The 24,878-nt window shown below is 56.2% G+C and carries 24 protein-coding genes and 1 tRNA gene; 13 read left to right on the top strand and 12 right to left on the bottom strand.

All coding sequences use genetic code 11. The features are described from left to right. Positions 1-24 precede the first annotated feature (24 nt). The 9 genes from yihA to rpmH form a co-directional block, all read right to left on the bottom strand. Positions 25-678, bottom strand: coding sequence for a ribosome biogenesis GTP-binding protein YihA/YsxC (gene yihA / locus AC2FLB_RS07710; RefSeq protein WP_142639735.1), 654 nt, complete (start codon positions 676-678; stop codon positions 25-27). Further along, positions 675-1,412 carry an MOSC domain-containing protein gene (locus AC2FLB_RS07705; RefSeq protein WP_496708991.1) on the bottom strand — a complete coding sequence of 246 codons (738 nt, stop codon included), beginning with the start codon at positions 1,410-1,412 and terminating at the stop codon, positions 675-677. The genes yihA and AC2FLB_RS07705 overlap by 4 nt, the downstream gene beginning before the upstream one ends. Further along, positions 1,409-3,238, bottom strand: a complete 1,830-nt coding sequence (yidC, locus tag AC2FLB_RS07700) for a membrane protein insertase YidC (protein ID WP_496708990.1) — start codon at positions 3,236-3,238, stop codon at positions 1,409-1,411. Before yidC ends, AC2FLB_RS07705 begins: the two co-directional genes overlap by 4 nt. Positions 3,239-3,361: 123 nt before the next feature. After that, positions 3,362-4,906 carry a putative bifunctional diguanylate cyclase/phosphodiesterase gene (locus AC2FLB_RS07695; RefSeq protein WP_496691916.1) on the bottom strand — a complete coding sequence of 515 codons (1,545 nt, stop codon included), beginning with the start codon at positions 4,904-4,906 and terminating at the stop codon, positions 3,362-3,364. 73 nt (positions 4,907-4,979) lie between these two features. Next, a complete protein-coding gene (ttcA, locus tag AC2FLB_RS07690; protein WP_496708989.1) occupies positions 4,980-5,873 on the bottom strand; it encodes a tRNA 2-thiocytidine(32) synthetase TtcA in 894 nt (297 codons plus the stop codon). 44 nt (positions 5,874-5,917) lie between these two features. Beyond that, positions 5,918-7,525 (bottom strand): acyl-CoA dehydrogenase family protein, encoded by a 1,608-nt coding sequence (locus AC2FLB_RS07685; protein WP_496691918.1) that lies wholly within the window; start codon positions 7,523-7,525, stop codon positions 5,918-5,920. 66 nt (positions 7,526-7,591) lie between these two features. Continuing rightward, complete coding sequence (gene yidD / locus AC2FLB_RS07680) at positions 7,592-7,828, bottom strand: membrane protein insertion efficiency factor YidD (RefSeq protein ID WP_281973741.1); 237 nt, start codon at positions 7,826-7,828, stop codon at positions 7,592-7,594. Next, positions 7,825-8,250, bottom strand: coding sequence for a ribonuclease P protein component (rnpA, locus tag AC2FLB_RS07675; protein ID WP_142639721.1), 426 nt, complete (start codon positions 8,248-8,250; stop codon positions 7,825-7,827). The genes yidD and rnpA overlap by 4 nt, the downstream gene beginning before the upstream one ends. Positions 8,251-8,275: 25 nt before the next feature. Next, positions 8,276-8,410 (bottom strand): 50S ribosomal protein L34, encoded by a 135-nt coding sequence (gene rpmH / locus AC2FLB_RS07670; RefSeq protein WP_005632162.1) that lies wholly within the window; start codon positions 8,408-8,410, stop codon positions 8,276-8,278. 296 nt (positions 8,411-8,706) lie between these two features. Here rpmH and AC2FLB_RS07665 point away from each other — a divergent pair, with 296 nt between their 5' ends. From AC2FLB_RS07665 to AC2FLB_RS07650, 4 genes are all read left to right on the top strand, one after another. Further along, complete coding sequence (locus AC2FLB_RS07665; RefSeq protein WP_496708988.1) at positions 8,707-9,438, top strand: TVP38/TMEM64 family protein; 732 nt, start codon at positions 8,707-8,709, stop codon at positions 9,436-9,438. A gap of 2 nt (positions 9,439-9,440) precedes the next feature. Then, a complete protein-coding gene (locus tag AC2FLB_RS07660) occupies positions 9,441-10,859 on the top strand; it encodes a dihydrolipoyl dehydrogenase family protein (RefSeq protein WP_496708987.1) in 1,419 nt (472 codons plus the stop codon). Between the two features lie 18 nt (positions 10,860-10,877). Further along, positions 10,878-12,260, top strand: a complete 1,383-nt coding sequence (locus AC2FLB_RS07655; protein ID WP_496708986.1) for an ATP-binding protein — start codon at positions 10,878-10,880, stop codon at positions 12,258-12,260. A gap of 64 nt (positions 12,261-12,324) precedes the next feature. Further along, positions 12,325-12,401, top strand: a tRNA-Arg gene (locus AC2FLB_RS07650). Positions 12,402-13,168: 767 nt separating this feature from the next. On the opposite strand, the gene AC2FLB_RS07645 is transcribed toward AC2FLB_RS07650, so the two are convergent. Further along, on the bottom strand, positions 13,169-14,056 hold the full coding sequence (locus tag AC2FLB_RS07645) for a LysR family transcriptional regulator (protein WP_496708985.1): 888 nt from the start codon (positions 14,054-14,056) through the stop codon (positions 13,169-13,171). 122 nt (positions 14,057-14,178) lie between these two features. Here AC2FLB_RS07645 and cuyA point away from each other — a divergent pair, with 122 nt between their 5' ends. Both cuyA and cuyB read left to right on the top strand, forming a co-directional pair. Beyond that, positions 14,179-15,192, top strand: a complete 1,014-nt coding sequence (gene cuyA / locus AC2FLB_RS07640) for a D-cysteate sulfo-lyase (RefSeq protein ID WP_496708984.1) — start codon at positions 14,179-14,181, stop codon at positions 15,190-15,192. Positions 15,193-15,195: 3 nt separating this feature from the next. After that, on the top strand, positions 15,196-15,897 hold the full coding sequence (gene cuyB / locus AC2FLB_RS07635; protein ID WP_496691939.1) for a cysteate racemase: 702 nt from the start codon (positions 15,196-15,198) through the stop codon (positions 15,895-15,897). A gap of 61 nt (positions 15,898-15,958) precedes the next feature. Here cuyB and AC2FLB_RS07630 read toward each other — a convergent pair whose 3' ends face one another. Further along, a complete protein-coding gene (locus AC2FLB_RS07630; protein ID WP_496709004.1) occupies positions 15,959-16,858 on the bottom strand; it encodes a LysR family transcriptional regulator in 900 nt (299 codons plus the stop codon). A 254-nt stretch (positions 16,859-17,112) separates the two neighbouring features. Between AC2FLB_RS07630 and AC2FLB_RS07625 the strand changes: the two genes are divergently transcribed. From AC2FLB_RS07625 to AC2FLB_RS07610, 4 genes are all read left to right on the top strand, one after another. Continuing rightward, the gene (locus AC2FLB_RS07625; protein ID WP_496708983.1) at positions 17,113-18,078 is read left to right on the top strand and encodes an ABC transporter substrate-binding protein; all 966 of its coding nucleotides are present in this window, start codon (positions 17,113-17,115) and stop codon (positions 18,076-18,078) included. Positions 18,079-18,145: 67 nt separating this feature from the next. After that, positions 18,146-19,201: a quaternary amine ABC transporter ATP-binding protein gene (locus tag AC2FLB_RS07620; RefSeq protein ID WP_142639705.1), complete on the top strand. Its 1,056-nt coding sequence runs from the start codon at positions 18,146-18,148 to the stop codon at positions 19,199-19,201. Continuing rightward, complete coding sequence (locus tag AC2FLB_RS07615) at positions 19,198-20,739, top strand: ABC transporter permease (RefSeq protein WP_496691942.1); 1,542 nt, start codon at positions 19,198-19,200, stop codon at positions 20,737-20,739. Before AC2FLB_RS07620 ends, AC2FLB_RS07615 begins: the two co-directional genes overlap by 4 nt. Then, positions 20,736-21,455, top strand: a complete 720-nt coding sequence (locus tag AC2FLB_RS07610) for an alpha/beta fold hydrolase (protein WP_496705748.1) — start codon at positions 20,736-20,738, stop codon at positions 21,453-21,455. Before AC2FLB_RS07615 ends, AC2FLB_RS07610 begins: the two co-directional genes overlap by 4 nt. A gap of 354 nt (positions 21,456-21,809) precedes the next feature. Here the strand turns inward: AC2FLB_RS07610 and AC2FLB_RS07605 are convergent, their stop codons facing one another. Then, positions 21,810-22,571, bottom strand: coding sequence for an IclR family transcriptional regulator (locus AC2FLB_RS07605; RefSeq protein ID WP_496690604.1), 762 nt, complete (start codon positions 22,569-22,571; stop codon positions 21,810-21,812). Positions 22,572-22,643: 72 nt separating this feature from the next. On the opposite strand from AC2FLB_RS07605, the gene AC2FLB_RS07600 reads away from it, so the two are divergent. The 3 genes from AC2FLB_RS07600 to AC2FLB_RS07590 are packed head-to-tail and all read left to right on the top strand — an operon-like array spanning position 22,644 to position 24,829. Further along, positions 22,644-23,999, top strand: a complete 1,356-nt coding sequence (locus AC2FLB_RS07600; protein ID WP_282022528.1) for a selenium-binding family protein — start codon at positions 22,644-22,646, stop codon at positions 23,997-23,999. After that, on the top strand, positions 23,996-24,364 hold the full coding sequence (locus AC2FLB_RS07595) for a 2Fe-2S iron-sulfur cluster-binding protein (protein ID WP_142640391.1): 369 nt from the start codon (positions 23,996-23,998) through the stop codon (positions 24,362-24,364). The genes AC2FLB_RS07600 and AC2FLB_RS07595 overlap by 4 nt, the downstream gene beginning before the upstream one ends. Continuing rightward, positions 24,365-24,829: a CoA-binding protein gene (locus tag AC2FLB_RS07590; protein ID WP_142640390.1), complete on the top strand. Its 465-nt coding sequence runs from the start codon at positions 24,365-24,367 to the stop codon at positions 24,827-24,829. It begins immediately after the preceding gene. Positions 24,830-24,878: the final 49 nt, after the last annotated feature.

Here is a 24,878-nt window from a genome sequence, read left to right as displayed (position 1 = left end):
TGAAAGGTGCTGCCAAGGGCCAAGCTATTCCAGATGCGTGATGATCGAGCGCAACGTTGGGATACCATCCCCTTTTTCGGACGACGTCAGCACGATTTCGGGGAAAGCGGCGGGGTGTTTTGACAGGGCCGAGCGGACCTGGTTCAGAACCTTTTCGCGTTCATTGGCCTTGACCTTGTCTGCCTTGGTCAGCACGCATTGAAAGGTTACGGCACTGGTGTCCAGCAGCTTCATGATCTCGGCATCAACAGGCTTTACCCCATGGCGCGCGTCAACCAGGACAAAGGCCCGGCGCAGGGTCTGTCGGCCACTGAGATATTGTTTCAGCAACCGCTGCCACTTTTCCACCACCTTAACCGGCGCATTGGCATAGCCATAGCCGGGAAGGTCGACCAGATATAGCTCTGGGCCCTGGGTGAAAAAGTTGATTTCCTGCGTCCGACCCGGCGTGTTCGACGCGCGCGCCAACCCCTTGGTTCCGGTCAGCGCATTGATCAAACTGGACTTGCCAACATTTGAACGGCCTGCGAAACAGACCTCAAGCCGGTCAGGGTCGGGCAGCCCACTCATGGCGACAACGCCTTTGACGAACTCGGACGGGCCTGCAAACAGCTTGCGCCCGCGCTCCAACGAGAATTCATCGGGATCTTGGGCCAGAGGGAAGGGTAGGGTGCTCATAACGGTATCACCTTGTCACCGACCGAGATTAGCCCGCCGCGGACCACTTCGGTATAGATGCCGAAATCCTGATGGCCCCAGCTGTTCAGCGCGCCCAAAGTGTCGGCATCGCGGTCGCCGGTATCGGGGTTCGCAGTGGTCGCCAAACAGCGCACAATCCGCTCGCGGACGCGGAACACGGCCTCACCGATTTGCAACTCGCGGTCGAGCCAGTCGAATTCTTCCCATAGGGGCAGGCCATCGAACCAGATGTTACCGCGCCAGCGTTTGATTGACAGGTCTTGCCCCAGTTTTTGTTCAACCGCCCGGTGAGAGGCCATGTTGCATAGGCTGATTGACGGGAAATCGCTGTCTGTCATCCCACGCCCTGGTATTCGAACGATCCGGGCAGATGCCGCCCTGTCCGCGGGCATCAGCGGGCGCACCCAATCCAGAAAAACGTCCTGTTCCCGATCCGGGTCAAAGGTTAGATCGGGGCGATCGGGGTGGGTCAGGGTCAGCAGATCCGCATCCAGCTTGGCGGAAATGGCCATCAGAACTGGGGCTTTTGACCCTCGGCTGAAATTGACGCAAGGTACCCATTTCGTGCCATCGGCCTTTGACGCTTCGTGCGCAACTGCCCAAACGCGATCCCCGGGCATTGTCTGCCCGGGGGTCACTGTCACGGTCTGCACGGCTTCGTGGCCGTGGCTTTTCATAGGATGCCGCCAAATATGGGTGACTTCAGCCGTCATTTGTCATCCGTCTTAGCGGCGCGCTTGAAACCGGATTTGATGTTGCCAAATACATCCGGTTTATAACCTTGGCTGCGCATGATCAGATACTGTTGGGTAAAGGTGATCGTGTTGTTCGCGATCCAGTACACCACAAGGCCGCTGGCAAACCCACCGAGCATGAACATGAAGACCCAGGGCATCCAGGCAAAGATCATTGCCTGTGTCGCGTCTGTTGGTGCCGGGTTCAGCTTTTGCTGCAGCCACATCGAAATCCCCAGCAACAGTGGCAGGATGCCGATGAAGATCAGCGCCATAAGGGTGTCAGGTTGCGGCCCGGCCCAAGGCAGCCAGCCGAAGAAGTTCATGATTGACGTTGGATCCGGTGCGCTGAGATCCTGAAACGGGCCAAACCACGGTGCTTGACGCAGTTCGATGGTGACAAAGATCACCTTATACAGCGAGAAGAAGATAGGGATCTGCATCAGGATCGGCAAACAGCCCGCGGCGGGGTTAACCTTTTCCTTCTTGTACAGTTCCATCATACCTTGCTGCATTTTCTGACGATCGTCACCAGCGGCCTCTTTCAGGGCCTCCATCTGCGGCTGCAGTTCCTTCATCTTCGCCATCGAGACATAGGACTTGAACGCCAGCGGGAACAAGATCGCCTTGATGATCAGGGTCAGGCCGATGATCGACCAGCCCATGTTGCCGATCTGGGCGTTAATGTTGTGCAGCAGCCAGAAGATCGGCTTGGTCAGGAAATAGAACCAGCCCCAGTCGATGCTGTCGATGAACTTTTGAACGCCTTCGGCCTGATATTCACGAATGGTTTCCCATTCTTTGGCACCGGCAAACAGCTGGGTTGTGACCTCTTCAGTAGCCCCAGGTGCGACAAGCAATGTCGGCAGTACAGTTTCCGTCTGATAGATCTTGCGACGGGCATCGTATTTGGCTGCTGCCTTGAAGGTCGCGCTCTCAGCCGGGATCAGGGTGGTCATCCAATAGTGATCAGTAAAGCCGACCCAGCCACCGTCTTTGACCTGAAAGACCTCGGCTTGCGCCCGTTCGTTCGGATCAATATCAAAGTCGCGCACATCGCCATAGTCGATTTCATCCAGAACACCGTCGGCCATGACCATCACGCCTTCATGCAGGATGAAGAAATTCTTCAGTCCGGGCAGGTCGCCATCTTCGCCGATGCCATGGCGGGCGAGGATGCCATATGGCGCCATGCCGACCTCGGCTTGTGTGTTGTTTTCCACCGCTTGTGTGACTTCGAACATATAGTTCTCGTCTACCGAGATGGTACGGCGGAAGGTCAGGCCATTGCCATTCTCCCACTTCAACGTAACTGGAGCGTTCACCCCAAGTGTTTCACCATTTTCGACCATCCAGACCGTGTTCGGCCCGGGTACGTCCGTGCCGGTGACACCAGCGCCAGGCGCCCATCCGTAGAGCGCATAATATGCAGATTCAGATCCGACCGGAGAGAACAGTTCGACAATCGGTGCGTCGTCCTGGATCGAGACTTTATAATCCTTCAGGTACAATTCATCGATGCGGCCACCGGACAACGACAGGCTGCCCTCAAGGCGGGGCGTGTCGATCTTGATCCGCGCGGCCTCGGACCCGGGCAGCGTTTCTTCTGCGCTCGCCGTGGCTTCGCCTACGGTACCCGCGCTCGAGGCGCTGGGGGTCTGAACCTCATCGCTTTCGATGGCGCTGATTTCAGCCTGATCAGTAATGGTGGTTTGCTCGGGCGGTGGAAACAGCACGAACCAAACCAGGATCACGACAAAGCTGAGCGCGGTTGCGAGGATGAGATTCTTGTTCTGATCGTCCATCTGGGACAGCCACCTTAAGCAGTGAAACACACCCGGTGGGTTCAACAGAGTGCAGCCCCAAAGGTCAAGCGGATTCGCCCGCCTTATGGTTCCAGATTGGGCTTTTGTGGTGAAAACCTGCGATCAGGAACCCGCTTGCCGTCCAATCTTGGGAATGCCTTTGACTTTGTTCTGGTGGGCCGAGATCCAATCCATGGTCTTTTCGAACGGCATGGGCTTGCCAATGCCAAAGCCTTGAACGTGGTCACAACCTAGCTGTGCCATCAACGCGTGCTCACCGGTGGTTTCAACACCCTCGGCGAGTGTTTCCACATTCAACCTTTCGGCCATAGTCAGAATTGCACTGACCAATTGTTGTTGCGATGCATCACTGTCCGCCTTGGCCACAAAAGTTCGGTCTATCTTGATCCGCGTCACATCAAACCGTTTGATCGAGGCGATCGAGGCATGTCCAGTGCCGAAATCATCCAGATCGATACAACAGCCAAGTGCTGCAAGGCTGGTCACGTTGCGGGTAATCACATCGTCCGGACGTCGCGAAAACACGGTTTCCAGAATTTCGACAGCCAGTCGGTCGGGCGTCAGGTCGTTTTGGTCCATTTCCCATTTCAATCGGTCCAGCAGAGCGGGGTCTCGTAGCTCGTCCGAAGAAAAGTTGATTCCGATTCGTGGGACGTGAATCCCGTTCCGGCCCCAGTCGCACATCGCGGAGAATGCATGATGCCGCATCGTCTGGCCAAGCCTCTCCATCAGCTCGGCCTGTTCGGCAAAAGGCAGAAATATCTGTGGGTTCAAGATGCCTTTTTGCGGGTGCTCCCAGCGGGCCAGGGCTTCAAACCCCGTAACCCGCCCTGTATCTGTGGAAACCTGAGGCTGAAACCAGGGGCGGATTTGTCCGTTGTCCAGCGCAGCCTCGAACTCTTTGCGAAGGTTGGCCCTGATATTGGATCTACGGCGGGTTTCGTTTGAAAAGGCGCGGATCGTTGAGGGCCCATTACGCTGAGCTTCGCATAGCGCAGCAGATGCGGCATCAATCCAATTTTCAAACCCGGATCCGCGAATTGCGGATTGCAGGCAAAAACCGATTGAACACGAGACATAGGCAGTGGTGCCGTTTAGGGTGATCGGCTCTTCAACGGCGGATTGGATGCGGCCCGACATCTGAATACAGGCTTCGAGATCGAGATGCTGTGACGGGCGCAGGCCGATGGCGATTCTGCACTCGTCTAATCGTGTCGCAATATCGCCGGTTCGAATGACCGAGAAGATGCGGTCACAAAATTGGCTGGACAGATGGGTCGCGGCCGCATTTCCGTGCAGGTCAACAAATTCTGTGAACCCGTCTAAGGCCATAATCATACAAGCCGATCCCATGTTATCGTGATCGGTACGGTCAAAGAAATTTTCAAGTTCGGCGGCAAACTTATCCGTTGGCGCGAGTCTTCCGTGATGGTGCAGTGGAGAGATGCGTGCAGTTTGCGTGCGTCTGACTGAGGCGAAGGCGACGATCAGCAACGGAAGGCTTAGTGCCACAACGACAAGCGCACGTTCTCCACCGATCCAGAAAGCCGCAAGCGAAATGGCGGGAGCAAAGGCCAGCACCGGCGGGCCACTCAGATATGTGGTGAGAGTATCGAGAAATTGATCAACGGAAACAGATTTCCTCATCGGTTCGTCTTCGCCTTTACCTTGAGCATCTTGCGCTCAGGTCAAACCGTAGAAAATCAGTCTGAGTCACTCGTTAACGCAGCTGTGGAATATCATCCGTTTTTTCAGTTTTTTCGTTCGAATTGATGGAAAGATTAACAAAATCAAACAATTTCGGGTCCAAAAGGTGCGAAGGGCGCGCATTGGTTAAGGCGCGGAACATCACTTGCCGCCGTCCGGGGCTGTTTTTTTCCCACTGATCGAGAATCTGTTTGACCTGTTGGCGTTGTAACCCGTCCTGGCTGCCGCACAGGTCACAAGGAATGATCGGGTAGTTCATCGCATTGGCAAATTTCTCGCAATCCGCCTCGGCGACATGGGCAAGGGGGCGAAAGACGAACAGGTCGCCTTCTTCGTTCACCAGCTTTGGCGGCATCGTTGCTAGACGGCCGCCGTGGAACAGGTTCATGAAAAACGTCTCAAGGATGTCGTCACGGTGATGACCCAGCACCACGGCCGAGCAGCCCTCTTCCCGCGCGATGCGGTACAGGTTGCCCCGGCGCAGGCGCGAACATAGCGCGCAAAAGGTGCGGCCTTGGGGAACCTTGTCCATGACGACCGAGTAAGTGTCCTGATATTCGATGCGGTGCGGTACACCCATGCGTTCCAGAAACTCGGGTAGGACGGTAGCGGGAAAACCCGGTTGGCCCTGATCCAGATTGCAAGCCAGCAGATCGACCGGTAGTAGGCCGCGCCATTTCAGCTCGTACAGAACCGCTAGCAAGGTATAGCTGTCCTTACCGCCTGACAGGCAGACCAACCAACGGGGTGGTTTGCCGTCTTTCTCATGCGCGGACGGGTCCACCATGCCATAGTGTTCGATGGCTTCGCGGGTGTGGCGCACGATGCGTTTGCGCAGCTTCTTGAACTCGGTGGTCGAAGGCGCGCCGGCAAACAGCGGATGGATATCGTCAGCTTCGTCAAACATGCGCTGGCCCTACAGCAGATGGCGTATCCGGGCAAGTGTGCGGGTCAGCCCAACCGCGCAAGCAGGGCACCAGTGTCCAGCCCGGACACCGAACCGGGGATGCGGCCATTGTTACCTGTCAGCCGAGACGCCACAAATCCATCAGCGACCGGCTCGGGCGCTTGGCGTATCAGTTGAGAGGCCGTCAGCAGCAAGGCAGTGCGCTCCGCAAACCAGCGCGCCTCGGCTTCGGGTGGGATATTGGTCCAGCGGGCGCGGTGGTCCCTCAGCGCCGCATCATAGTGGCGGTTCACTCCGGTTGCCGCCTCAAGCTCGGCCTGCAGGACCTGGGCGGCCAAGGGGTCGCGCGCCAGGGTGCGCAGGATATCCAGACAGATCACATTGCCCGAACCTTCCCAGATGCCGTTCAAAGGGGCTTCACGGTAGAGCAGGGGCAGGGGGGTGTCCTCGACATAGCCCATGCCGCCCAACACCTCCATGGCTTCGACCACGACGGCTGGACAGCGTTTGTTGTTGAGGAATTTGGCGAGTGCAACAGCGATGCGGGAAAGGGCTTTATCCTCGGGTGTATGACCGTCAAAAGCCTGCGCCACACGCATTCCCAGTGTCAGCGCCCCCTCCCAGTCCAGCACGAGATCGGCCAGAACGATGCGCATCAGGGGTTGGTCAATCAACCGGCGCTGAAAGGCGCTGCGATGGCTGACCCAGTAATGCGCTTCGCTGAGGGCCGCCCGCATCAGACCTGCCGGGGCCATTGCAGTGTCGAGCCGTGTGTGATGCACCATCTCCAGGATTGTGCGCACACCCGCGCCCTCATCTCCAAGCTGATAGGCCAGCGCATCATGGTATTCAATCTCGGCCGAGGCGTTGGACCGATTGCCCAGCTTGTTCTTCAGCCGCATCAGGTGGATTGCATTGCGTTCGCCGTCCAGCCAGCGGGGCACAAGGAAACAGGTCAGACCGCCGGGGGTCTGGGCAAGTGTCAGGAAACCGTCGGACATCGGGGCCGAGCAGAACCATTTATGCCCGCGCAACCGCCAGTGATCTCCGTCGCGTGTGGCCGTCGTGGTATTGGCGCGAATGTCCGAGCCGCCCTGTTTCTCAGTCATCGCCATACCCAGCGTGGCGCTTTTTTTGGAGGCGATAGGAGCGATAGAGGAATCGTGGTTCCATTCCGTCAATCTGGGAACCCAGATCGAGGCAATCTCTTCATTCGCCGCAAGTGCTGGAACGGCTGCGTAAGTCATCGTCAGCGGGCAGCAATGTCCGGGTTCGACCTGACTGGCAAGGTAGACCATGGCGGCGTGGGTGGCGTGACCATTCGGGAGGTCAGACCAGGCAACGGCTGCGTATCCGGATGATTGACTGAGTTGCATCAGGTGATGGTATGAATGAGTGAAACGCACTTCATCCAGGCGGCGTCCACCTTGGTCAAACAGCACAAGTTCTGGGGAGTGGAAATTGGCCTCGCGCGCCATGTCTCTGACTGCAGCACGCCCAAGGTCTGCACCATAGTTGCGAAGAATAGAGCTTCGCGCGCCTGCCACATTTTGCAGTACTGGGTCAGAGGCCCAAAGGTCTAAATCTGCTCGCACAGGCGGCTGATTCAGAACGTCATGCGTGGGTAGGGAATGGCGCGCGTCAGATGTCATCTGGCCCTCGAATTGAACAGCACAACTGTTCAGCGAAGGTGCGCTCCGGTCAAGTCCGACGACGGGTCAGGAGGGATCTTCACGGTCCGGAACCGGATCATACCCGTCACCACCCAAAGGGTGGCAACGCCCAATCCGTCGCGCGGCCAGCCATGTGCCCTTGATGGCACCGTGTTTTTCCAGTGCCTCCAACGCATAGGCCGAGCATGTAGGCTGATAGCGGCAGTTGAACCCGACCCAAGGGCTGAACAGCAACCGGTACGCCCGAATGGGTAAGGCAAGGATATGCGAGAGCAATGTCATTTCCGCGCAGCATGGACTTTTCGCAGAGCATAGCGCAAATCATCCAGCAGCGCCGCATAGGGGCGTCCGGCTGTGACATCGGCGCGACCGATCAGCACGTAATCCCAGCCGTCCTGCCCCTTCTCAGGCAGTACCGCGCGCGCAGCTTCGCGCAGGCGTCGCTTGGCCCGGTTGCGAGCCACGGCATTGCCGACCTTTTTGGAACAGGTGAAGCCGACGCGAATCCCGTCCGCCTCGCCCTCGGCGCGTTTACGCGCCTGCACCATCATTGATGATGTGCCCTGCCGACGCGCACGCGCAGCGTTCAGGAATTCGGATCGTTTCCTGAGAATGGTCAAAGTTTCGGATGCGCAAACGGACGCCGCCGGGGGCGTATCCCCAGGTTGGTTCTTACCATCCTCAGGGGCCTCCGGCGGCGTCATGTTCATAACCTGATCGGTGAGCGGTTTATGCGCTCAGCGACTTGCGGCCACGTGCGCGGCGCGAGTTCAGGATCTTGCGGCCGGCCTTGGTGGCCATGCGCGCGCGGAAACCGTGGCGGCGTTTGCGAACCAGGTTCGAAGGCTGATAGGTGCGTTTCATCGCTCCGTCTCCAATCTATTCGGTCGGGTGCAGCGCGGATTCGCCTGCCCGTGGTGTTCGAAGCCCGTCCTCTACTGCCAAGCGGGGGGTAAGTCAAACCCCTTGGTGGGAGTTTTGCAGCCTTTTGCAACAATTCTATAATCCCGCGCGGTAAAAGATTTCAAAAATACGGATTTTAGGCACAAAACCCTCACATTCACTGTCGAAAAGATCAAGGCAGCGTGAGGCCCCTGTTGCCCGGTCGCGTGACGTCGCATGTTGAGGCCAGAATGAGACGCACAAAACCGGACACCATTATGAGCGATACAACTCAGGCCCCGCGCAGCGGGCTTGCGCGACATATTCCTTTGCTGGTGATTCTTTCCGTTGCCGCCGTGGGGTTCTTTACCTTGGGTGATTACCTGACTTTTGAGACCCTGCGCGACAACCGAGAGGCCCTGTTGGGCTGGCGTGACGCCAATTACTGGGCAATGGCAGGCGCATTCATCGCGATCTACATTGCCATCGTTGCCTTTTCGCTGCCTGGCGCTGCGGTGGCCTCGATGACCGGCGGGTTCCTGTTCGGACTGTTCGCAGGCACGGTCTTCAACATCTTTTCGGCAACCATCGGCGCCTCGGCGATCTTTCTGGCGGCGCGCTGGGGCTTAGGTGCGTCGTTGACAGCACGGCTTGAAGCCTCGGAAGGCACCATCAAAAAGCTGAAGGACGGCCTGCGCGAGAATGAGATCTCGGTCCTGTTCCTGCTGCGCCTTGTCCCGGTGGTTCCGTTCTTTGTGGCCAATCTGGTGCCGGCGCTGGTGGGGGTGAAGTTCCGCAACTTTCTGTTCACCACGGCGCTGGGCATCATTCCCGGTGGCATCGTTTATACTTGGATCGGCGTCGGGCTGGGCGGTGTATTCGACCGAGGTGAAACGCCGGATGTCTCACTGCTGTGGGAGCCTTTTGTCATCGGCCCCATCATCGGCTTGTGTGTGCTGGCGGCTCTGCCCATTCTGATCAAAACGCTGCGCGGCCAAAAGGACAGCTGATCATGCAAGAACTGAAATCCGATATCCTGGTGATCGGGGCCGGGTCAGGTGGGCTGTCGGTCGCCGCGGGGGCGAGCCAGATGGGTGCGGATGTGATCCTGCTGGAAGGTCACAAGATGGGCGGCGATTGTCTGAATTTCGGCTGCGTCCCGTCCAAGGCCCTGATTGCTAGCGGCAAGGCCGCCTATGGGCAGGCGCATGCCTCGGCGCTGGGTGTGGCGGATGTGGTGCCACAGGTGGATTACGCCGCCGCCAAAGACCACGTGCATGATGTGATTGCGCAGATTGAGCCGATGGACAGCCAAGAGCGGTTCGAAAGCTTTGGTGTCAAGGTGATCCGGGAATTTGGCAGCTTCGTCTCTCCGACACAGGTTCAGGCGGGGGATCACCTGATCACCGCGCGGCGGGTTGTGATTGCAACAGGTTCATCCCCCTTGGTCCCGCCGATACCCGGTTTGGACAAGGTGCCGTATTATACCAACGAGACTATCTTTGATCTGCGCGACAAGCCCGATCATCTGCTGATCATCGGCGGCGGCCCCATCGGTATGGAGATGGCGCAGGCGCATATTCGGCTCGGTTGCAAGGTCACAGTCATCGAAGGGCAGAAGGCGTTGGGCAAGGATGATCCCGAGGCGGCAGAGGTCGTGCTGGACAGCCTGCGCGCCGAGGGCGTTGCGATCCATGAACAGGCGATGGTGGCACAGATTCGCGGCTCCGATGGCGCGGTTGAGGTGGTGACCGAGAACGGCGAGATCTTCTCGGGCACGCATCTGCTGCTGGCTGCGGGGCGAAAGGCCAATACCGACCGCCTCAACCTTGCCGCTGCCGGGATCGAGCCCATCCGAACCGGCATCAAGGTCGACGACACCCTGCGCACCACGAACCGCAGGGTCTATGCGATCGGAGATGTCGCGGGTGGGCTGCAATTCACTCATGTGGCGGGCTATCACGCGGGGATTATCATTCGTTCGGCGCTGTTTGGGCTGCCCTCCAAGGCGAAAACCGCACATATCCCCTGGGCGACCTACACCGACCCCGAGCTGGCGCAGGTTGGCCTGACCGAGGTGCAGGCGCGCGCCGAGCATGGCGATAAGATGGAAATTGCGCGGTTTGACTATCACCACAACGACCGCGCCATTTCCGAGCGTAAAACGAATGGTTTCATCAAGGTCATGGTCGTCAAAGGCCGTCCGGTGGGGGCCACAATCGTTGGTCATCAGGCGGGCGAACTGATCAACTTGTGGTCGCTGGCCTTGGCCAATAATCTGAAGATGGGGCAGGTCGCCGCGATGGTTTCGCCCTATCCGACGATTGGAGAGCTTAACAAACGGGTGGCGGGCGCTTATTTCTCTCCAAGGCTGTTTGAGAATCAAACGGTTAAACGCGTAGTCAGGTTCGTCCAGCGCTGGATGCCCTGACCTGGAAGGGAGAGCAATGTGAACTCGCTGTCAGGCCGATTTCTGATCCTGACGACGGTCTTCGTGATGTTGGCCGAGGTTCTGATTTTTGTCCCTTCGATTGCGCGATTCCGCGAAGATTTCCTGCTGAACCGGCTGGAGCGCGCTCAGATCGCATCGCTCGCTTTGTTGGCCGATGATATGCTGGCCGAGGACCTTGAGGCTGAACTGCTGGCCAATGCGGGCGTCTATAACGTGGTTCTGCGGCGAGACGAGATGCGCCAGTTGATGCTGTCCTCTCCTATTCCAGGGCAGATCAGCAAGACCTATGACCTGCGTGACGCGCGACCATGGGTTTTGATCCGGGATGCTGTCGTGCGGTTGTTCACGCCGGAAAATGAAGTCATCCGTGTTATTGGCGAGCCTGTGAAAGGCGCAGGTCTGCTGATTGAGGTGACGACTGACAGCATGCCTTTGCGTATGGCGATGACGGATTATGGGTTACGCATTCTGGGCCTGTCATTTGTGATTTCGATCATCACGGCTTTTTTCCTGTTTCTTGCGGTTCGGGTGGTTCTGGTAAAGCCCATCAAAAGCGTTGTCGGATATATGCAGCGCTATGCCAGCGCCCCCGAAGATGCCCGTGGAATCATCTCACCGGATTCCAAAGTGACCGAGCTGCGCGAGGCCGAAGAGGCGCTAAAACAGTTGCAAACCGAACTGACCCAGGCCCTGAAACAGCGCGAGCGTCTGGCGCAGCTGGGCGGGGCTGTGGCCAAGGTGAGCCACGATCTGCGCAACATCCTGACCTCGGCCCAGCTGTTTACCGACCGGATCGAATCCAGCGAAGACCCGTTGGTGCGTCGCATGGCCCCTAAGCTGGTGAACTCGATCACCCGAGCGGTAACCCTGTGCGAAAGCACATTGGCATTTGGCCGCGCTGAAGAACCTGCACCGTCGCTTACTTTGATTCCGCTCCGCATTGTGGCCGAGGATGTGGTTGCTAGCGAGAAACTTGCCGTTGCCGATGCCTGTGTCGAGATCATCAATGATGTGCCGGAAGAGTTGGTCGTACGAGCTGATCCTGAACAGATTTTCCGTGTCATGATGAACCTCGTTCGAAATGCTCGTCAGGCGCTGGTTGCATCAGGAAAGCCCGGTCGGATCACCCTGTCCGGGCAAGAGCAGGACGCCAACTGGTGTATTCAGATCAGCGACACAGGGCCGGGCCTGCCGGCCAAAGCGCGTGAAAATCTGTTCACACCCTTTCAGGGTGGCGTCCGCAAAGGCGGGTCGGGTCTGGGCTTGGCGATCTCACAGGAACTGTTGCGGGGCCATGGGGGTGACCTTGTTCTGACCGAGACAGGGTCAACAGGTACCACCTTTGAAATTCGCCTCCCGCGGGGCGATGGGGCTTTTTGAATTATTTTTACAGAATCGACTTGCACGTCCCGAATGCCGGGTCTACATAGCGCCTCACCAACGCGGACCGATAGCTCAGCTGGATAGAGTACTTGACTACGAATCAAGGGGTCGGGGGTTCGAATCCTCCTCGGTCCGCCACTGGTTTCCTGTTGAACGTCACACGAACCTGACCCAACTGTCATAGTTGGACCACAAAAGCAGTGAATGTTCGACATCAGAAGGCGCCCCCAACGTTGGACATCAGTTGAATTTGACCTTTGCGTCATCAACTAGCACGCCGCCCCCATTTCATACTCCCGCAGACAGTTTGGTTTGATCTGATCCCTCCTCTTGGAAAATCAGAGCTGATTTGTAGGTCTGACAGCGAAGCTGCCTGTTCCTGCTAATCTGCCACGTGGCGAACGCGGGAAGGTGCGAGGCAATGCTTTTCGACGGGGGTGGCGCGGCCCGCAGGCACAGCCGAGGACACGGTTCTGTCTAATAGGGTTGCCCGAGGGGGAAGGCAGCGTCTTTCCCCTGATGGCCAGGGGCGTTTGGCTAGTCCAAATCCCGCTGGCCCCAAGACAAGTGCGACGGTGTGGGCTGCGCCGTAACTCTTTGCGCCAGAACACGTTGTTTTTCTAAAAAATGGGCGGGAAGCAGACGTTCGCCGCGTATTCGAATTTCAAAAACCACAACAGTCAAAGTGGCCACTCGCTTGTATCGCTTCTTTGGCAGCTGGGCACGTTCGAGAGACGACTGCTGCCAGGATCAGGTGCTTAGGATGTAGCAGTTTTTTGCGATAACGAAGCGTTTTGCGTGTGGGCTTTGTTTTTTTTCGGTCTGGCGAAGGGTGTGTAAGGGAAAATCATGCCCTTCTGATTAGGGGCGGCTTGCCATTTGGGATAGAGAGTGCAGCGGGAAAACTAGAAACTTAAAATGTCTTCAAGTTGTTTCCATATTTGCTCTGCGTGATCTGGCTGAGATTCTGCCAAGCGGACTACCCTGATTGCCAGAAGCTGTGTGGGCAGCACGTCGTCAATACACACAAGCGCGCCCTCAGAAAGGTGGGTCGCCACTAGAGAGCGGGGCAACCACGCGATGCCGATTTCATTCAAGGCGTATTGTAGTATGGCCAACGTAAGTGCGGTTTCAGCCCTGGGTACTGCGGTTTTACCTTCAGGTAATCGCGGCGCAATCATTCTGGAATAGACCTGCCCGAGAAAGACTTCGGGCGGGTAGCTGATTGTAGGAATTACGTCTTCCGTCACTTGCGTGCGCACAGTAGGCGCACAGACTGGAATCAAAGTATCCATCCCGAGTGTTTTGGTTTCAAACGCGTTAACGGGTTCTTGAATACTGTCATCAGGCACCGCGTACATGATGGCAAAATCAACTTCTTTTGAAATCAGATGCATCAGGCACTCGTCTTGATTTCCTGAACGAACACGAACCGAGATTTCGCCAGCTTCAGTTAAAACGCGAACAATTTCGGGTGAAATTGTCGTGGTAAGCGCGTGTTGGCAAACAAAAGACAGCGATTTGCCTGTCTGATCACTCGCTGTCTTTAAGGTGTGTCGAAGCCTCTGCAGCCGGGTGCTGAGTTCACGTAATTCAAATTCCAGTTCCCGCACGCCTGGCATCAAAGAGACTGGCTTGCGGCGGCGATCAAACAGCGTTGCGCCGATGTTGTCTTCGATAAGCCGCACCCGCCGAGTAAACGCAGATTGCGTCAGCAATCGCTTTTCAGCGGCGCGGGCGAGAGAGCCGCTATCAAGCACGGCCAATATATCATCGATCCACTCAAGACGCATGGCGGATCGATAGTGCAGTTCGTGACAACATGCAATTCCCGCAATTTATGTACCGAAGTTCGAATTAGGAATGTGCCTCAGCGCGTAGTAACTTGACAAAAGCAAATATTAGGAACCATGACATGCACCTTGCCCGTTTTCCCCGCCTGCATCTTGCCCATCTTCCAACACCGCTCGAACACATGACTCGATTGTCAAAAGAGCTGGGGGTCGAAATATGGATCAAACGCGATGATTGCACTGGTATGTCGACCGGTGGCAACAAGACCCGCAAGCTTGAATTCCTAATGGCTGAGGCCGAGGCGCAGGGTGCCGACATGGTGATGACCCAAGGGGCCACGCAAACCAACCACGGTCGGCAGACGGCTGCATTTGCCGCCAAGCTGGGGCTTGCCTGTCACATCCTTTTGGAGGATCGCACCGGTTACCAAAATGGAAACTACAATACGAACGGTAACGTCCTGCTAGACCATTTGCATGGCGCAACCACCGAGAAGTTTCCCGGCGGCCATGACATGCCGGGTGAGATGGAAAAAGCAGCCGAGAAGAAGCGCGCGGAAGGGCACAATGTCTATGTCATCCCTGGCGGCGGATCGAACCCGACCGGCGCACTTGGCTATGTTAACGCGGCCTTTGAACTGTTGGCACAAGCAAATAACAGTGGTTTGCAAATTGACAGATTGGTGCATGCAACCGGTTCTTCAGGAACGCAGGCCGGGTTGGTGACTGGCATGTGTGCCATGAATGCGCAGGTGCCCGTGCTGGGCATCGGCACAAGGGCGCCTCAGCCCAAGCAAGAACAGATGGTTTTTGACCTCGCCTGCAAAACCGCTGAAAAACTGGGCTGCGCAGGTGTGGTCAAGCGCGAAGACGTGAAGGCCAATACTGACTATGTCGGCGAGGGCTATGGCCTGCCAACGACAAGTGGCATAGAGGCGATCCAGATGTTTGCAGAGCTCGAAGGCATCCTTCTCGATCCGTGCTATTCAGCCAAGGGCGCAGCCGGTCTGATTGATCTTGCCCGCAAGGGTGAGTTCAACGGCCAACGGATTGTGTTCCTGCACACTGGGGGTGCCGCAGCCCTTGGGGGGTATGATTTTGCCTTTGATCATCAAAACCGCTGGGTGACTGTCTGAACCATGACACTGTGCCCGGTTGGAATTCTTGGCGGTATGGGCCCCGAAGCGACTATCCTTCTCCAGCGCAAGCTGGTGGCGGCAGTACCCGCAACTGATGACCAAGACCACATACCTTTGTTGATCGACATGAACCCGCAGGTGCCATCGCGGGTTCGTCATCTGCTCGAGTGCGTCGGCGAGGATCCGGGGCCGACGCTTGCCGCTATGGCGCGACGGCTTGAAGATGCTGGAGCCTTAGCGCTGGCGATGCCGTGCAACACCGCCCATCACTATGCCAAGGCGATTACGGATTCCGTGGACATCCCCATGCTGAACTTGATCGAACTGGCAGCTGAATATGCAGCTCGGGCGCTTGGGTCAGGGGGATGTATCGGAATGCTTGCCTCGCCAGCCGTACAACGTACTTATCTATTCGAGACTGCGTTGCACAGGCGCGGGCTGTCGGTGGTTTGGCCCGCAGGTGATGAAAAGATGCTTGCAGCGATCCGGAAAATTAAGACGGACGGTCCGTGCGAAGAGGCGCGCGAAACACTAAGAGTTGCCTCGAAAGAACTTGTTGCCGCAGGGGCCGACCTGCAGCTTGTGGCTTGCTCAGAATTCTCGCTCATCGCTGATAGTGTTGCGGCCGAGGTCAATGCCATTGATACGATTGACCTGCTTGTCCAGGCGATTGTCGAATTTTCCCACGCAGGGCAAGTTTAGGCGATTGAATAAGTGCGCCACAGCGTTCGGAGGCAATCTGTAAGTCAACAGATACCTTTGTTCATAATTGGTCCCAAAGCTGTTGCGCTGTCTGATCAAAGGTCGCCGGATTGGCAAATGCGGAAATCGTCAAGGTGGCACACCACGCGTCATCGCCGATTGGCACCAGCAATCCCGCGTCCAGCTCTGGCGAAATCGCAGTTTCGGGCATCCAGGCAAAGCCGCTTCCGGTAATCAGGCGTCTCTTGATTGTCTCAACCAGACTATCAACATAAATCGTCTCGGCGTTCAGGGGTTTGCGGTCTATGGTATTTTCTACAACCATGCCTAAAAACGAAGAACGATCATATGCTAGATAGGGGATGGGTGGGCCATCCTGCTCTGCGAGACTCCAACACATGGCACGCGCTGAATCAGCTGTAGCCACTGGTACCAGACGATCCTTTAAAAGGTCTTTTCGCTCAAATGCGGTTTCATCAATCATCGGTGAAACCGAGTGGTGATTGTAACACAAGAGAATGTCCACTGCGCCCTCGACCAACAGGTCACAGCAGGTGCTTAGGGAATCGGACAATACTCGAGTGCGCAGATCGGGAATTTGCATCTGCAACTCTTCGATGCGACTTGCCAAAAAATTAACCGCGATCGTGTGGAGGACCGAAAACCGGATGAAACGGCTATCCCCACGATCGGCATCCCGCAGCGATTGACGGGATTCTGACAGTTGTGAGATCGCCGCTAAAGCGACCGGCAAGAATTGTTGACCTGCTTCTGTCAATTGAACAGGATAGGTGGCGCGATTGACCAGAGGCAGCCCGACCCAGCTCTCCAACGCTTTGATTCTACGACTGAATGCGGATTGTGTGATGTTGCGTTCATCGGAGGCTCGGGTGAAGTTCAGTGTCCGGGCGAGGCATTCAAAGTCGCGCAGCCAGTTCAAATCCAATGTGTGTACCTGCATTTCCAAGGAAGCATTGGTCGAGCATACTCAAAACTATGCATTTCGGGAATAGTTTGATGAAATGTTCGAATTGGCCCTCAGAAAACCTCATGCTCTAGACTTTAAGCTAGGGCCTGGCGGTTTGTCCCCCTTTTCCCCTTCCGTCCGAAGTCGCAGCCCGAGACGACTTTGTACGACACCGCCGAGTGATGTGAATGAGATTGACTAAAAAAAACGACGCCAAAATACGGCGCAATTCAACAGAGGAGACTATCATGAGAAACAAGCTAAAGGCATTTGGTATGGCAGCGGCGGTAGGTATCTATGCGATGCCCGCATTCGCGGCGGAAGAGGTTAAAATCGGTGTGCCGTCTTGGACCGGGGCGCAGGCAATCGCTCATCTTCTGGGTGCCGTTGTTGAAACGCGCATCGGCGGGACGGTTGAATATGTGCCCGGTAACAATGCAACCATCTTTCAAGCCATGGATCAGGGCAAAGGTGACATCGACGTGCATCCAGATGTGTGGCTGCCCAATCAGGAGAGCTTTACCAAGAAATATGTCGACGAGGCCGGTACGGTAACATTGTCCTCGAACCCCTACGAAGGCAATCAGGGTTTTTGCGTCAGCAAGGCCTTTGGTGAGGCCAACAATATCACCGACATAGCTGATCTGGGCCGCCCTGACGTCGCTGCCCTGATGGATAGCGACGGCAATGGCAAGGGTGAGATGTGGATTGGCGCCCCGGGCTGGGCCTCGGCCAATGTGAATGAGGTTAAAACGCGCGACTACGGTCTGCTTGATTTCATCGAGCCCGTGCGTGCAGAAGAAAGCGTGAAGACCGCGCGCATCAAAGACAGCATCGCCAAAGGCGAGGGCTATGCCTTCTATTGCTATAAGCCACACGCGGTCTGGTACATGTTCGACGTTCAAATGCTGAGCGAGCCGACGTTCGACCCGGCAAAATACGTGATGGTGCAGCCATCGGACGATCCGGATTGGTATAGCAAATCCAGTGTTGCCACCAAAGACGCCCTGAAGAACGTCCAGATCGCATGGTCCAATACGTTGCCAGACCGCTCACCTGCGATTGCTGATTTCTTCGCGAATTTCGCATTGACTGCAGATGATGTCAGCGGTTTCGCCTATGAGATCAGCGGCAAAGGTCGCGATCCGGCAGAGGTTGCCCGCGAATGGGTCGATGCGAACCCGGATCGCGTCGACGCTTGGCTGGGTCTCTGATCCCACTTCCAGAAACAGGGTGGCGGCATCTGCTGGCGCCACCCAAAAGCAGATCTCTGGAGGACCTATGAGCGACGACACCGTTATCGAAATTTCGAATGTCTGGAAAATTTTCGGAGGCAGACCCGAGGTGGCGCTGCAGGCGATCCGCGACCGCGGGTTGGACAAGTCCCAAGTGCTGGCCGAATACAACTGTGTTGTCGGCGTCGCTGATGTCAGCCTGTCGGTAAACCGGGGTGAGATTTTTTGCATCATGGGTCTGTCAGGCAGCGGTAAATCCACCCTGGTTCGCCATTTCAACCGACTGCTGGAGCCGACAGCTGGTAAGATCGAAATCGAAGGCACTGATGTCATGGCCTTGGGGCCAAAAGAGCTTCAGCAGTTTCGCAACAACAAAATCGGTATGGTGTTTCAGAACTTTGCGCTGATGCCGCATCGGTCGGTGTTGGATAACGTGGCAATGCCACTGGAAATCCGACAGGTCAGCAAGAATGAACGCATGCGTCAGGCTGCTGCTATTCTCGATATTGTCGAACTGGGCGCCTGGGGGTCAAAGTTCGCACACGAGCTGTCCGGTGGCATGCAACAACGTGTGGGTCTGGCCCGCGCCTTGGCCGCCAACCCCGACGTGCTTTTGATGGATGAACCGTTTTCGGCCCTTGATCCGCTGATCCGGCGACAATTACAGGATGAATTCATCCGGCTGAGCAAGATTCTCAAGAAGACTACGATCTTCATTACCCATGACCTTGATGAAGCCGTCCGCATCGGCAATCGGATCGCCATCATGCGGGACGGCAAGGTGGTGCAGATCGGGACAGCCGAAGACATCGTGATGAACCCCGCTGATGACTATGTGGCTGATTTCGTTGCGGGTATTTCACGCCTCAAAGTTGTGCGCGCCCATGCGGTCATGCGGCCAATTCCAGAACATATTGCGGCCCATGGACCGCTACCGTCGGATGCCCCGCGCGTGAATGAAGACGAAAATCTGAGCACGCTGATCAATCTGGCGATCGACAACAGTAGCGCAATCCTTGTGGAGGACGGCGGCGTGGATGTTGGCGTCATAACCCGTGCCGATCTGTTGCGCACCGTGATCGAAGGGACCGAAGTGTCATGAGCATTTCTGATGTGAACCCGCTGGAAGATACCGAAAGCGAAGCGGCCCTTGCCTATGCCGAAGAGCGGCGTGAAAACATTCGCACATTTGTGCGCACCAGCCCTGACTACTACATCCGTAATTTCGACAAGATTGGTGCATCGTCCCGCTTTACACCAACTTTCAATCTGATGGCCGGATTGTTTGGTCCGGTCTGGTTCGGTGCGCGAGGTCTGTGGTCATGGGCGTTACCATTTCTGATCCTCGAAACAATAGCCTTTGTGCAGATTGCGCGAGGGTTGTTCGGCGATCTGGCAGCCGAGGCAATGGAGCGTATTGCATCGATTGAAGGGACGCTTGAACTGCGCCGTCAGCAATTGGCGGCGGCTATCGAAAACAATTCGGACAAGATCGATGTCTATCAGCGAACGGTGGACTCGCTTGAAGAAAACATAGGGGGTATCCGTGCCGAGGCCGAGGCGATGGCAGCTGAAGGTCCTTACATCATTCTAACCGGCCTGATCATACTGATCATCATCAAATTCATACAGTCACAGGTGGCGAACTGGGCGCTTGAGGCGCGTTTCTCGGAGTGGCTATCGGATCGTTCGATCCGTTCGGCCATGCCGGTGTCGCAGATCGTGTTCAGCGCAATCTTCATGGCGTTAATCGTCGCCGCGGCAATGTTGCATTACAGCTTCCCAGGGCGCTTTTCACTGCTTAGCCATTTTCCGACAGACCCAAACATCCGCCTGACCAGTATCACTTGGGTAGAAGATTTCATCGCCTGGTGCGTACGCAACAGCGAGACCTTCTTTGATGGGCTGACATTCGGCATCCGCACTCTGTTGGATGCGCTAGAGGTCATACTGGTTCAGACGCCATGGATCGTGATTGCGAGCTTGATTATTCTGCTGACCTGGCTGACAGCGGGCATCAGAACGGCGATCTATTCGGGCGCATTTCTGGCCTATATGGGCCTGCTGGGTTTCTGGGAAGGTGCCATGACGACGCTGGCCTTGTTGGGGACAGCGGCGTGTCTGTCGATTGTTATCGGAATTCCGCTCGGCATGTTTGCTGCCCGTCGCCCACGGTTCTATGCGTTTATCCAGCCGATCATGGATTTCATGCAAACCATGCCAGCCTTCGTGTTCATGGTGCCTGTGATTGCGTTCTTCGGCGTTGGAAAGCCAGCGGCGGTTGTGGTCACGATGATTTTTGGCGGCACACCGGTGGTACGATTGACCGTTCTTGGTCTGCGTGGTGTACCAGAAAGCGTGCGCGAAGCAGCTATTAGTTTCGGTGCCAATAAGTGGTACTTGCTCACTAAGGTAGATCTTCCATTAGCAAGCCCATCGATCCGCGCGGGGATCAACCAGACGATTATGTTGTCGCTGGCGATGGTCGTCGTGGCCTCGCTGATTGGCGCCAAGGGGCTGGGTGAGGACGTGCTGGAAGCGTTGCAATATGCCAATGTGGGCCAAGGCATCCTCGCCGGGTTTGCGATCCTTTTCTGCGCCATGATCCTTGATCGCATTGTACAGGGTGGGCGCAAATGACACCTGTCGTATTCGTCCATGGATTTTTGGGCGGCAGTCGGCATTGGTTGGGGCAAGTCGATGCTCTGGCCGGTTTCAATGTCGTGGCCCTGGATCTACCGGGATTTGGTGAAAACGCACATCTCGAGGCCCCCGCCAGTATTGCGGGCTTTGCCGAGTGGGCGCTGAGAGAATTAAGCGCGCGTGGGATTGAGCGGTTTATCCTGATCGGCCATTCAATGGGCGGGATGATCGTTCAGGAAATGGTTGCCCGTGCACCCGACCGCATCGACCAGTTGGTGCTGTACGGAACCGGAACAATCGGCATTTTACCCGGCCGGTTTGAGACAATCGACACCTCAAAGCATCGGGCCAATACAGAAGGACCAAGAGCCACAGCCAGACGTATTGCGGCAACCTGGTTTCTTGATCGGGGAAAAGCTGCGGCCTATGAGGACTGTGCTATGATTGCAGAACAATGCAGCCTGCAAACCATGCTAATTGGGCTCGACGCAATGGAAAGTTGGAGCGGCGCCAAACATTTGGCGGATATCATGACCCGTACGTTGGTGGTTTGGGGTGACCGGGATCGGACCTATCCATGGAGCCAAACCGAACAATTGTGGCAATCAATTCCCGACGCCAACCTCGCCGTGATACCTGGATGTGCTCACGCGACGCATTTAGAGAAGCCGGGGCTCTTTAACTCGATACTGCGAGATTTTTGTACCGCCTGACAGCTTGTCTGCAGCCAAAATGTTAGAACGACCGCTGTCGTGACCAATACCGGTCTTTCCCGGATAGTGTAGATTTTGCTGCGAATGGGTATGCACGGGCAGCAAACGCCGGTTTGCAACGCTGTATTTCAGTAATCCGCTCGGTTGTAGAATGTCTCTTATGGGCCGTTCTGCCACGATGCTAGTTCTGCGAAACTGGCAGATGCCGCGCCGCATCTGAGGTCGGCTCTGAGCCCTTACTGACTGATGCTGCGAGACGTTCGAACGTCCGGCGTTGCTTTTTTTGTTTGTGTGGAGCGGAGGTCAGTTCAGATCAGATTTAGAAGAGGCCCACATTCGAAGACCACCTAAAAGTTAGCCTGATATTTTGGCATCCTGCGCCGCGTCCCAACCCAAATTTGCAGACATTTCACGCGCAATAAGGGAGATCTGGGGACCAAGTTTTTCGCGGAACGCTGGCGTAAAGACCCGTACCGATCCGGTTGCACCGATGGACATCGTGGAACCTGGCCCGCTTGGCGCAAGGGGAGCTGCCACCGAACACATGCCGCGCTCAATCTCTTCCACGCATTCTGCGAAGCCGCGATTGCGAATGGTGTCAAACTCGGCTTCCAAGTCCTGCACGTTTGTCAGGGTGAATTCGGTGTAGGCGCGCAGCCGGCCTTCCATTTCGCTGGTCAAAAACAAGTCGGGTGAGAATGCAGCAACGGCCTTAGAGCAGGAACAGGCATGCAAGGGTCGTTTCCCCAAACCGGGATGGAGATAGGAGACCCCAGTGTCAGGTGTTTCAACGTGAATAATTTCCACGGATTTTCCGCGCAGACGGGACAGGAAAAATGCGGTGCCATATTGTTTAGCGGCTTGCTTTAGCGCAGGCGCAATCACCTCTAGCAGTGCACGGTCAGAGTGGTCACTTTTCGTGATCCGCTTCAGGCGGGAGCCGATTGTGAATGTACCACGGGCAACAGGTTCCAGTAGACCAACACCGACGAGGTCCTGCACCAACCGGTAGGCAGACGGCTTAGGCAGGTCAGAATGAGCGCAAATCTCGGCCACTGTAGTCTCGCCCTTTTGTCCAACAACTTCGAGGATGAATGTCAGGCGTTCCAGATGCATATTTTTACCTTGCGAGAATCTTTTTATCGATTTACGAGAATCTTCAAATGATCGCAAGGGAGGAATGTGAAGATGGACGGAGCATGTTGTGGCCCGGGGTATGCAAGCCCTGCCGAGGCGATCAAAGCGCCGCGTGAAAAACTCTTGTACACAATTGCCATCTACACCGGCACCGGCATTCAAAGGCCGGACTACCTAGCCACCGTGGACGCCGACCCGGAAAGCCCGACCTATTCACAAGTCATCCATCGCTTAGAGATGCCCGGCATCGGGGATGAATTGCATCACATGGGCTGGAATGCCTGTTCTTCCTGCCACGACGACGCTGGCATGAGCCGTAAATACCTGCTGGTGCCAGGCGTGCGGTCCAACAATATCCATGTGATCGACACCGCGACGGACCCGTTTGCTCCACGCCTTCATAAGGTGATTGACGGGGCCGAGATCAAGTCAAAAACCAATCTGAGCGGCCCACACACCGTGCATTGTTTGGGCTCTGAGATCATCATTTCCTTCTTAGGTGACGCACAGGGCGAAGCGCCCGGTGGTTATCTGCACCTCAACAAAGAATTCGAGATCGTTGGTCGTTGGGAAAACTCAATGGGCGATATCCCGTTTGGTTATGACTTCTGGTACCAGCCGCGCCATAACGTGATGGTCAGTTCCGAATGGGCCGCACCCAACACATTCATGCCAGGGTTTGATTTGGAAGAAGTGGGCCACCTGAAATACGGTCGCCGCCTGCACATCTGGGATTTTGAGAAAAAGGTGCCGGTCGAGACGATGTATCTCGGCGAAGACGGCCTGATCCCGCTGGAGGTAAAGTTTCTGCATGATCCTGACAGTACACATGGGTTCTGCGGTGCCGCGCTTAGCGCCAATGTCATCCATTTCTGGAAGTCCGAAGCTGGGAAATGGGAATGGGAAAAGATCATTGATGTGGAGAATGAACCGCATCCCGAATGGCCTATTCCCGTGCCCGGTGTGATGTCGGCCATCCTTGTATCGATGGACGACAAATACCTTTACCTCAATAACTGGTTGCACGGCGATATGCGCCAGTACGACATCTCTGACCCGCATAATCCTGTTTTGACCGGGCAGGTTTGGATGGGCGGGCTTTTGGGCAAAGCGCCCGAGGTCAATGGCGTCAAAGTGGCAGGCGGGCCGCAAATGTATCAGCTCTCGCTTGATGGCAAACGGCTTTATGTCACGACCTCGCTGTTCTCGACCTGGGACAACCAGTTCTATCCGGAAATTCGCACCCAGGGCGGTGTCATGCTGATGATCGACTGTGATGTCGAAAACGGCGGTATGAAAATCAACGAAGATTTCGTTGTTGATTTTGGCAAAGAGCCAAACGGACCAAGCCGCTGCCATGAAACCCGCTATCCCGGTGGCGATTGTACAAGCGACATCTGGCTGTGAGCGAAACCCGCACAATCACAATCGCCAACCGCGATGATGCGACCTATCAGGTCGACGCCCGCCGTCCGTTGCTGGACGCTTTACGCGAACAGGGAGTCGATCTGCCCTATGGCTGCAAATACGGCGGCTGCATCACCTGTGCGGCCAAACTGACAGCTGGCGAAGTGGATCAGCGCAGGCAAGTGGCGTTGAACAATCGCCAGATCAACAATGGCTATGTTCTGCTGTGTGTGGCCCGCGCGGTGAGCGATTGCATATTGGAAATCGGCGTCGAAAGCCACGACAAACTTTATCGCAACCCCTTCCTTGATCCGCTGGAGCCGCATGAGCTGAAGGCGGATATCGCGACCCCTAAGGAGGCTTAAATGCCCGAAGCTGACATCGATCACCTGTATGATTACGCGCCCGAATATCTGGCGGACATCCTGCGTTCGGTCAAAACCATTGCGATGGTGGGGGCCAGTGGCGACAAGACCAAGTTCAGCTATGGCGTGCTGCGTGTGCTGCACGAAACGGGCTATGACATGATCCCTGTCAATCCAAACCCAAAGCTGATCGAAATTCGCGGCATACCTGTCGTTCATTCGCTGGAAGAGATCGACCGGCCCGTGGATATGGTCGAGGTCTTCCGCCCGAAAGAGGAACTTTACGCGATCACCGAGAAAGCCATTGCAATCGGCGCCAAGGTGCTTTGGGGCCAAATCGGCGTTTATGATGACCGCGCGGCCGCGCTTGCCGAAGAAGCGGGGCTGAAGGTGGTGATGAACCGCTGCCCCAAGATCGAGCTGTTCCGCCCGTTCTGGAAGCCCCGTCTTGATCTCGCAATTTGACTGAGAGCGGCACAGAAACTCATGTGGCCTCTGCCTGCGCATACGGCTG

The organism is Ruegeria sp. CDSA236 (assembly GCF_059611285.1).
Note: the sequence above shows the minus strand (reverse complement) of the source record. Positions and strands in the feature narration are given on the sequence as shown.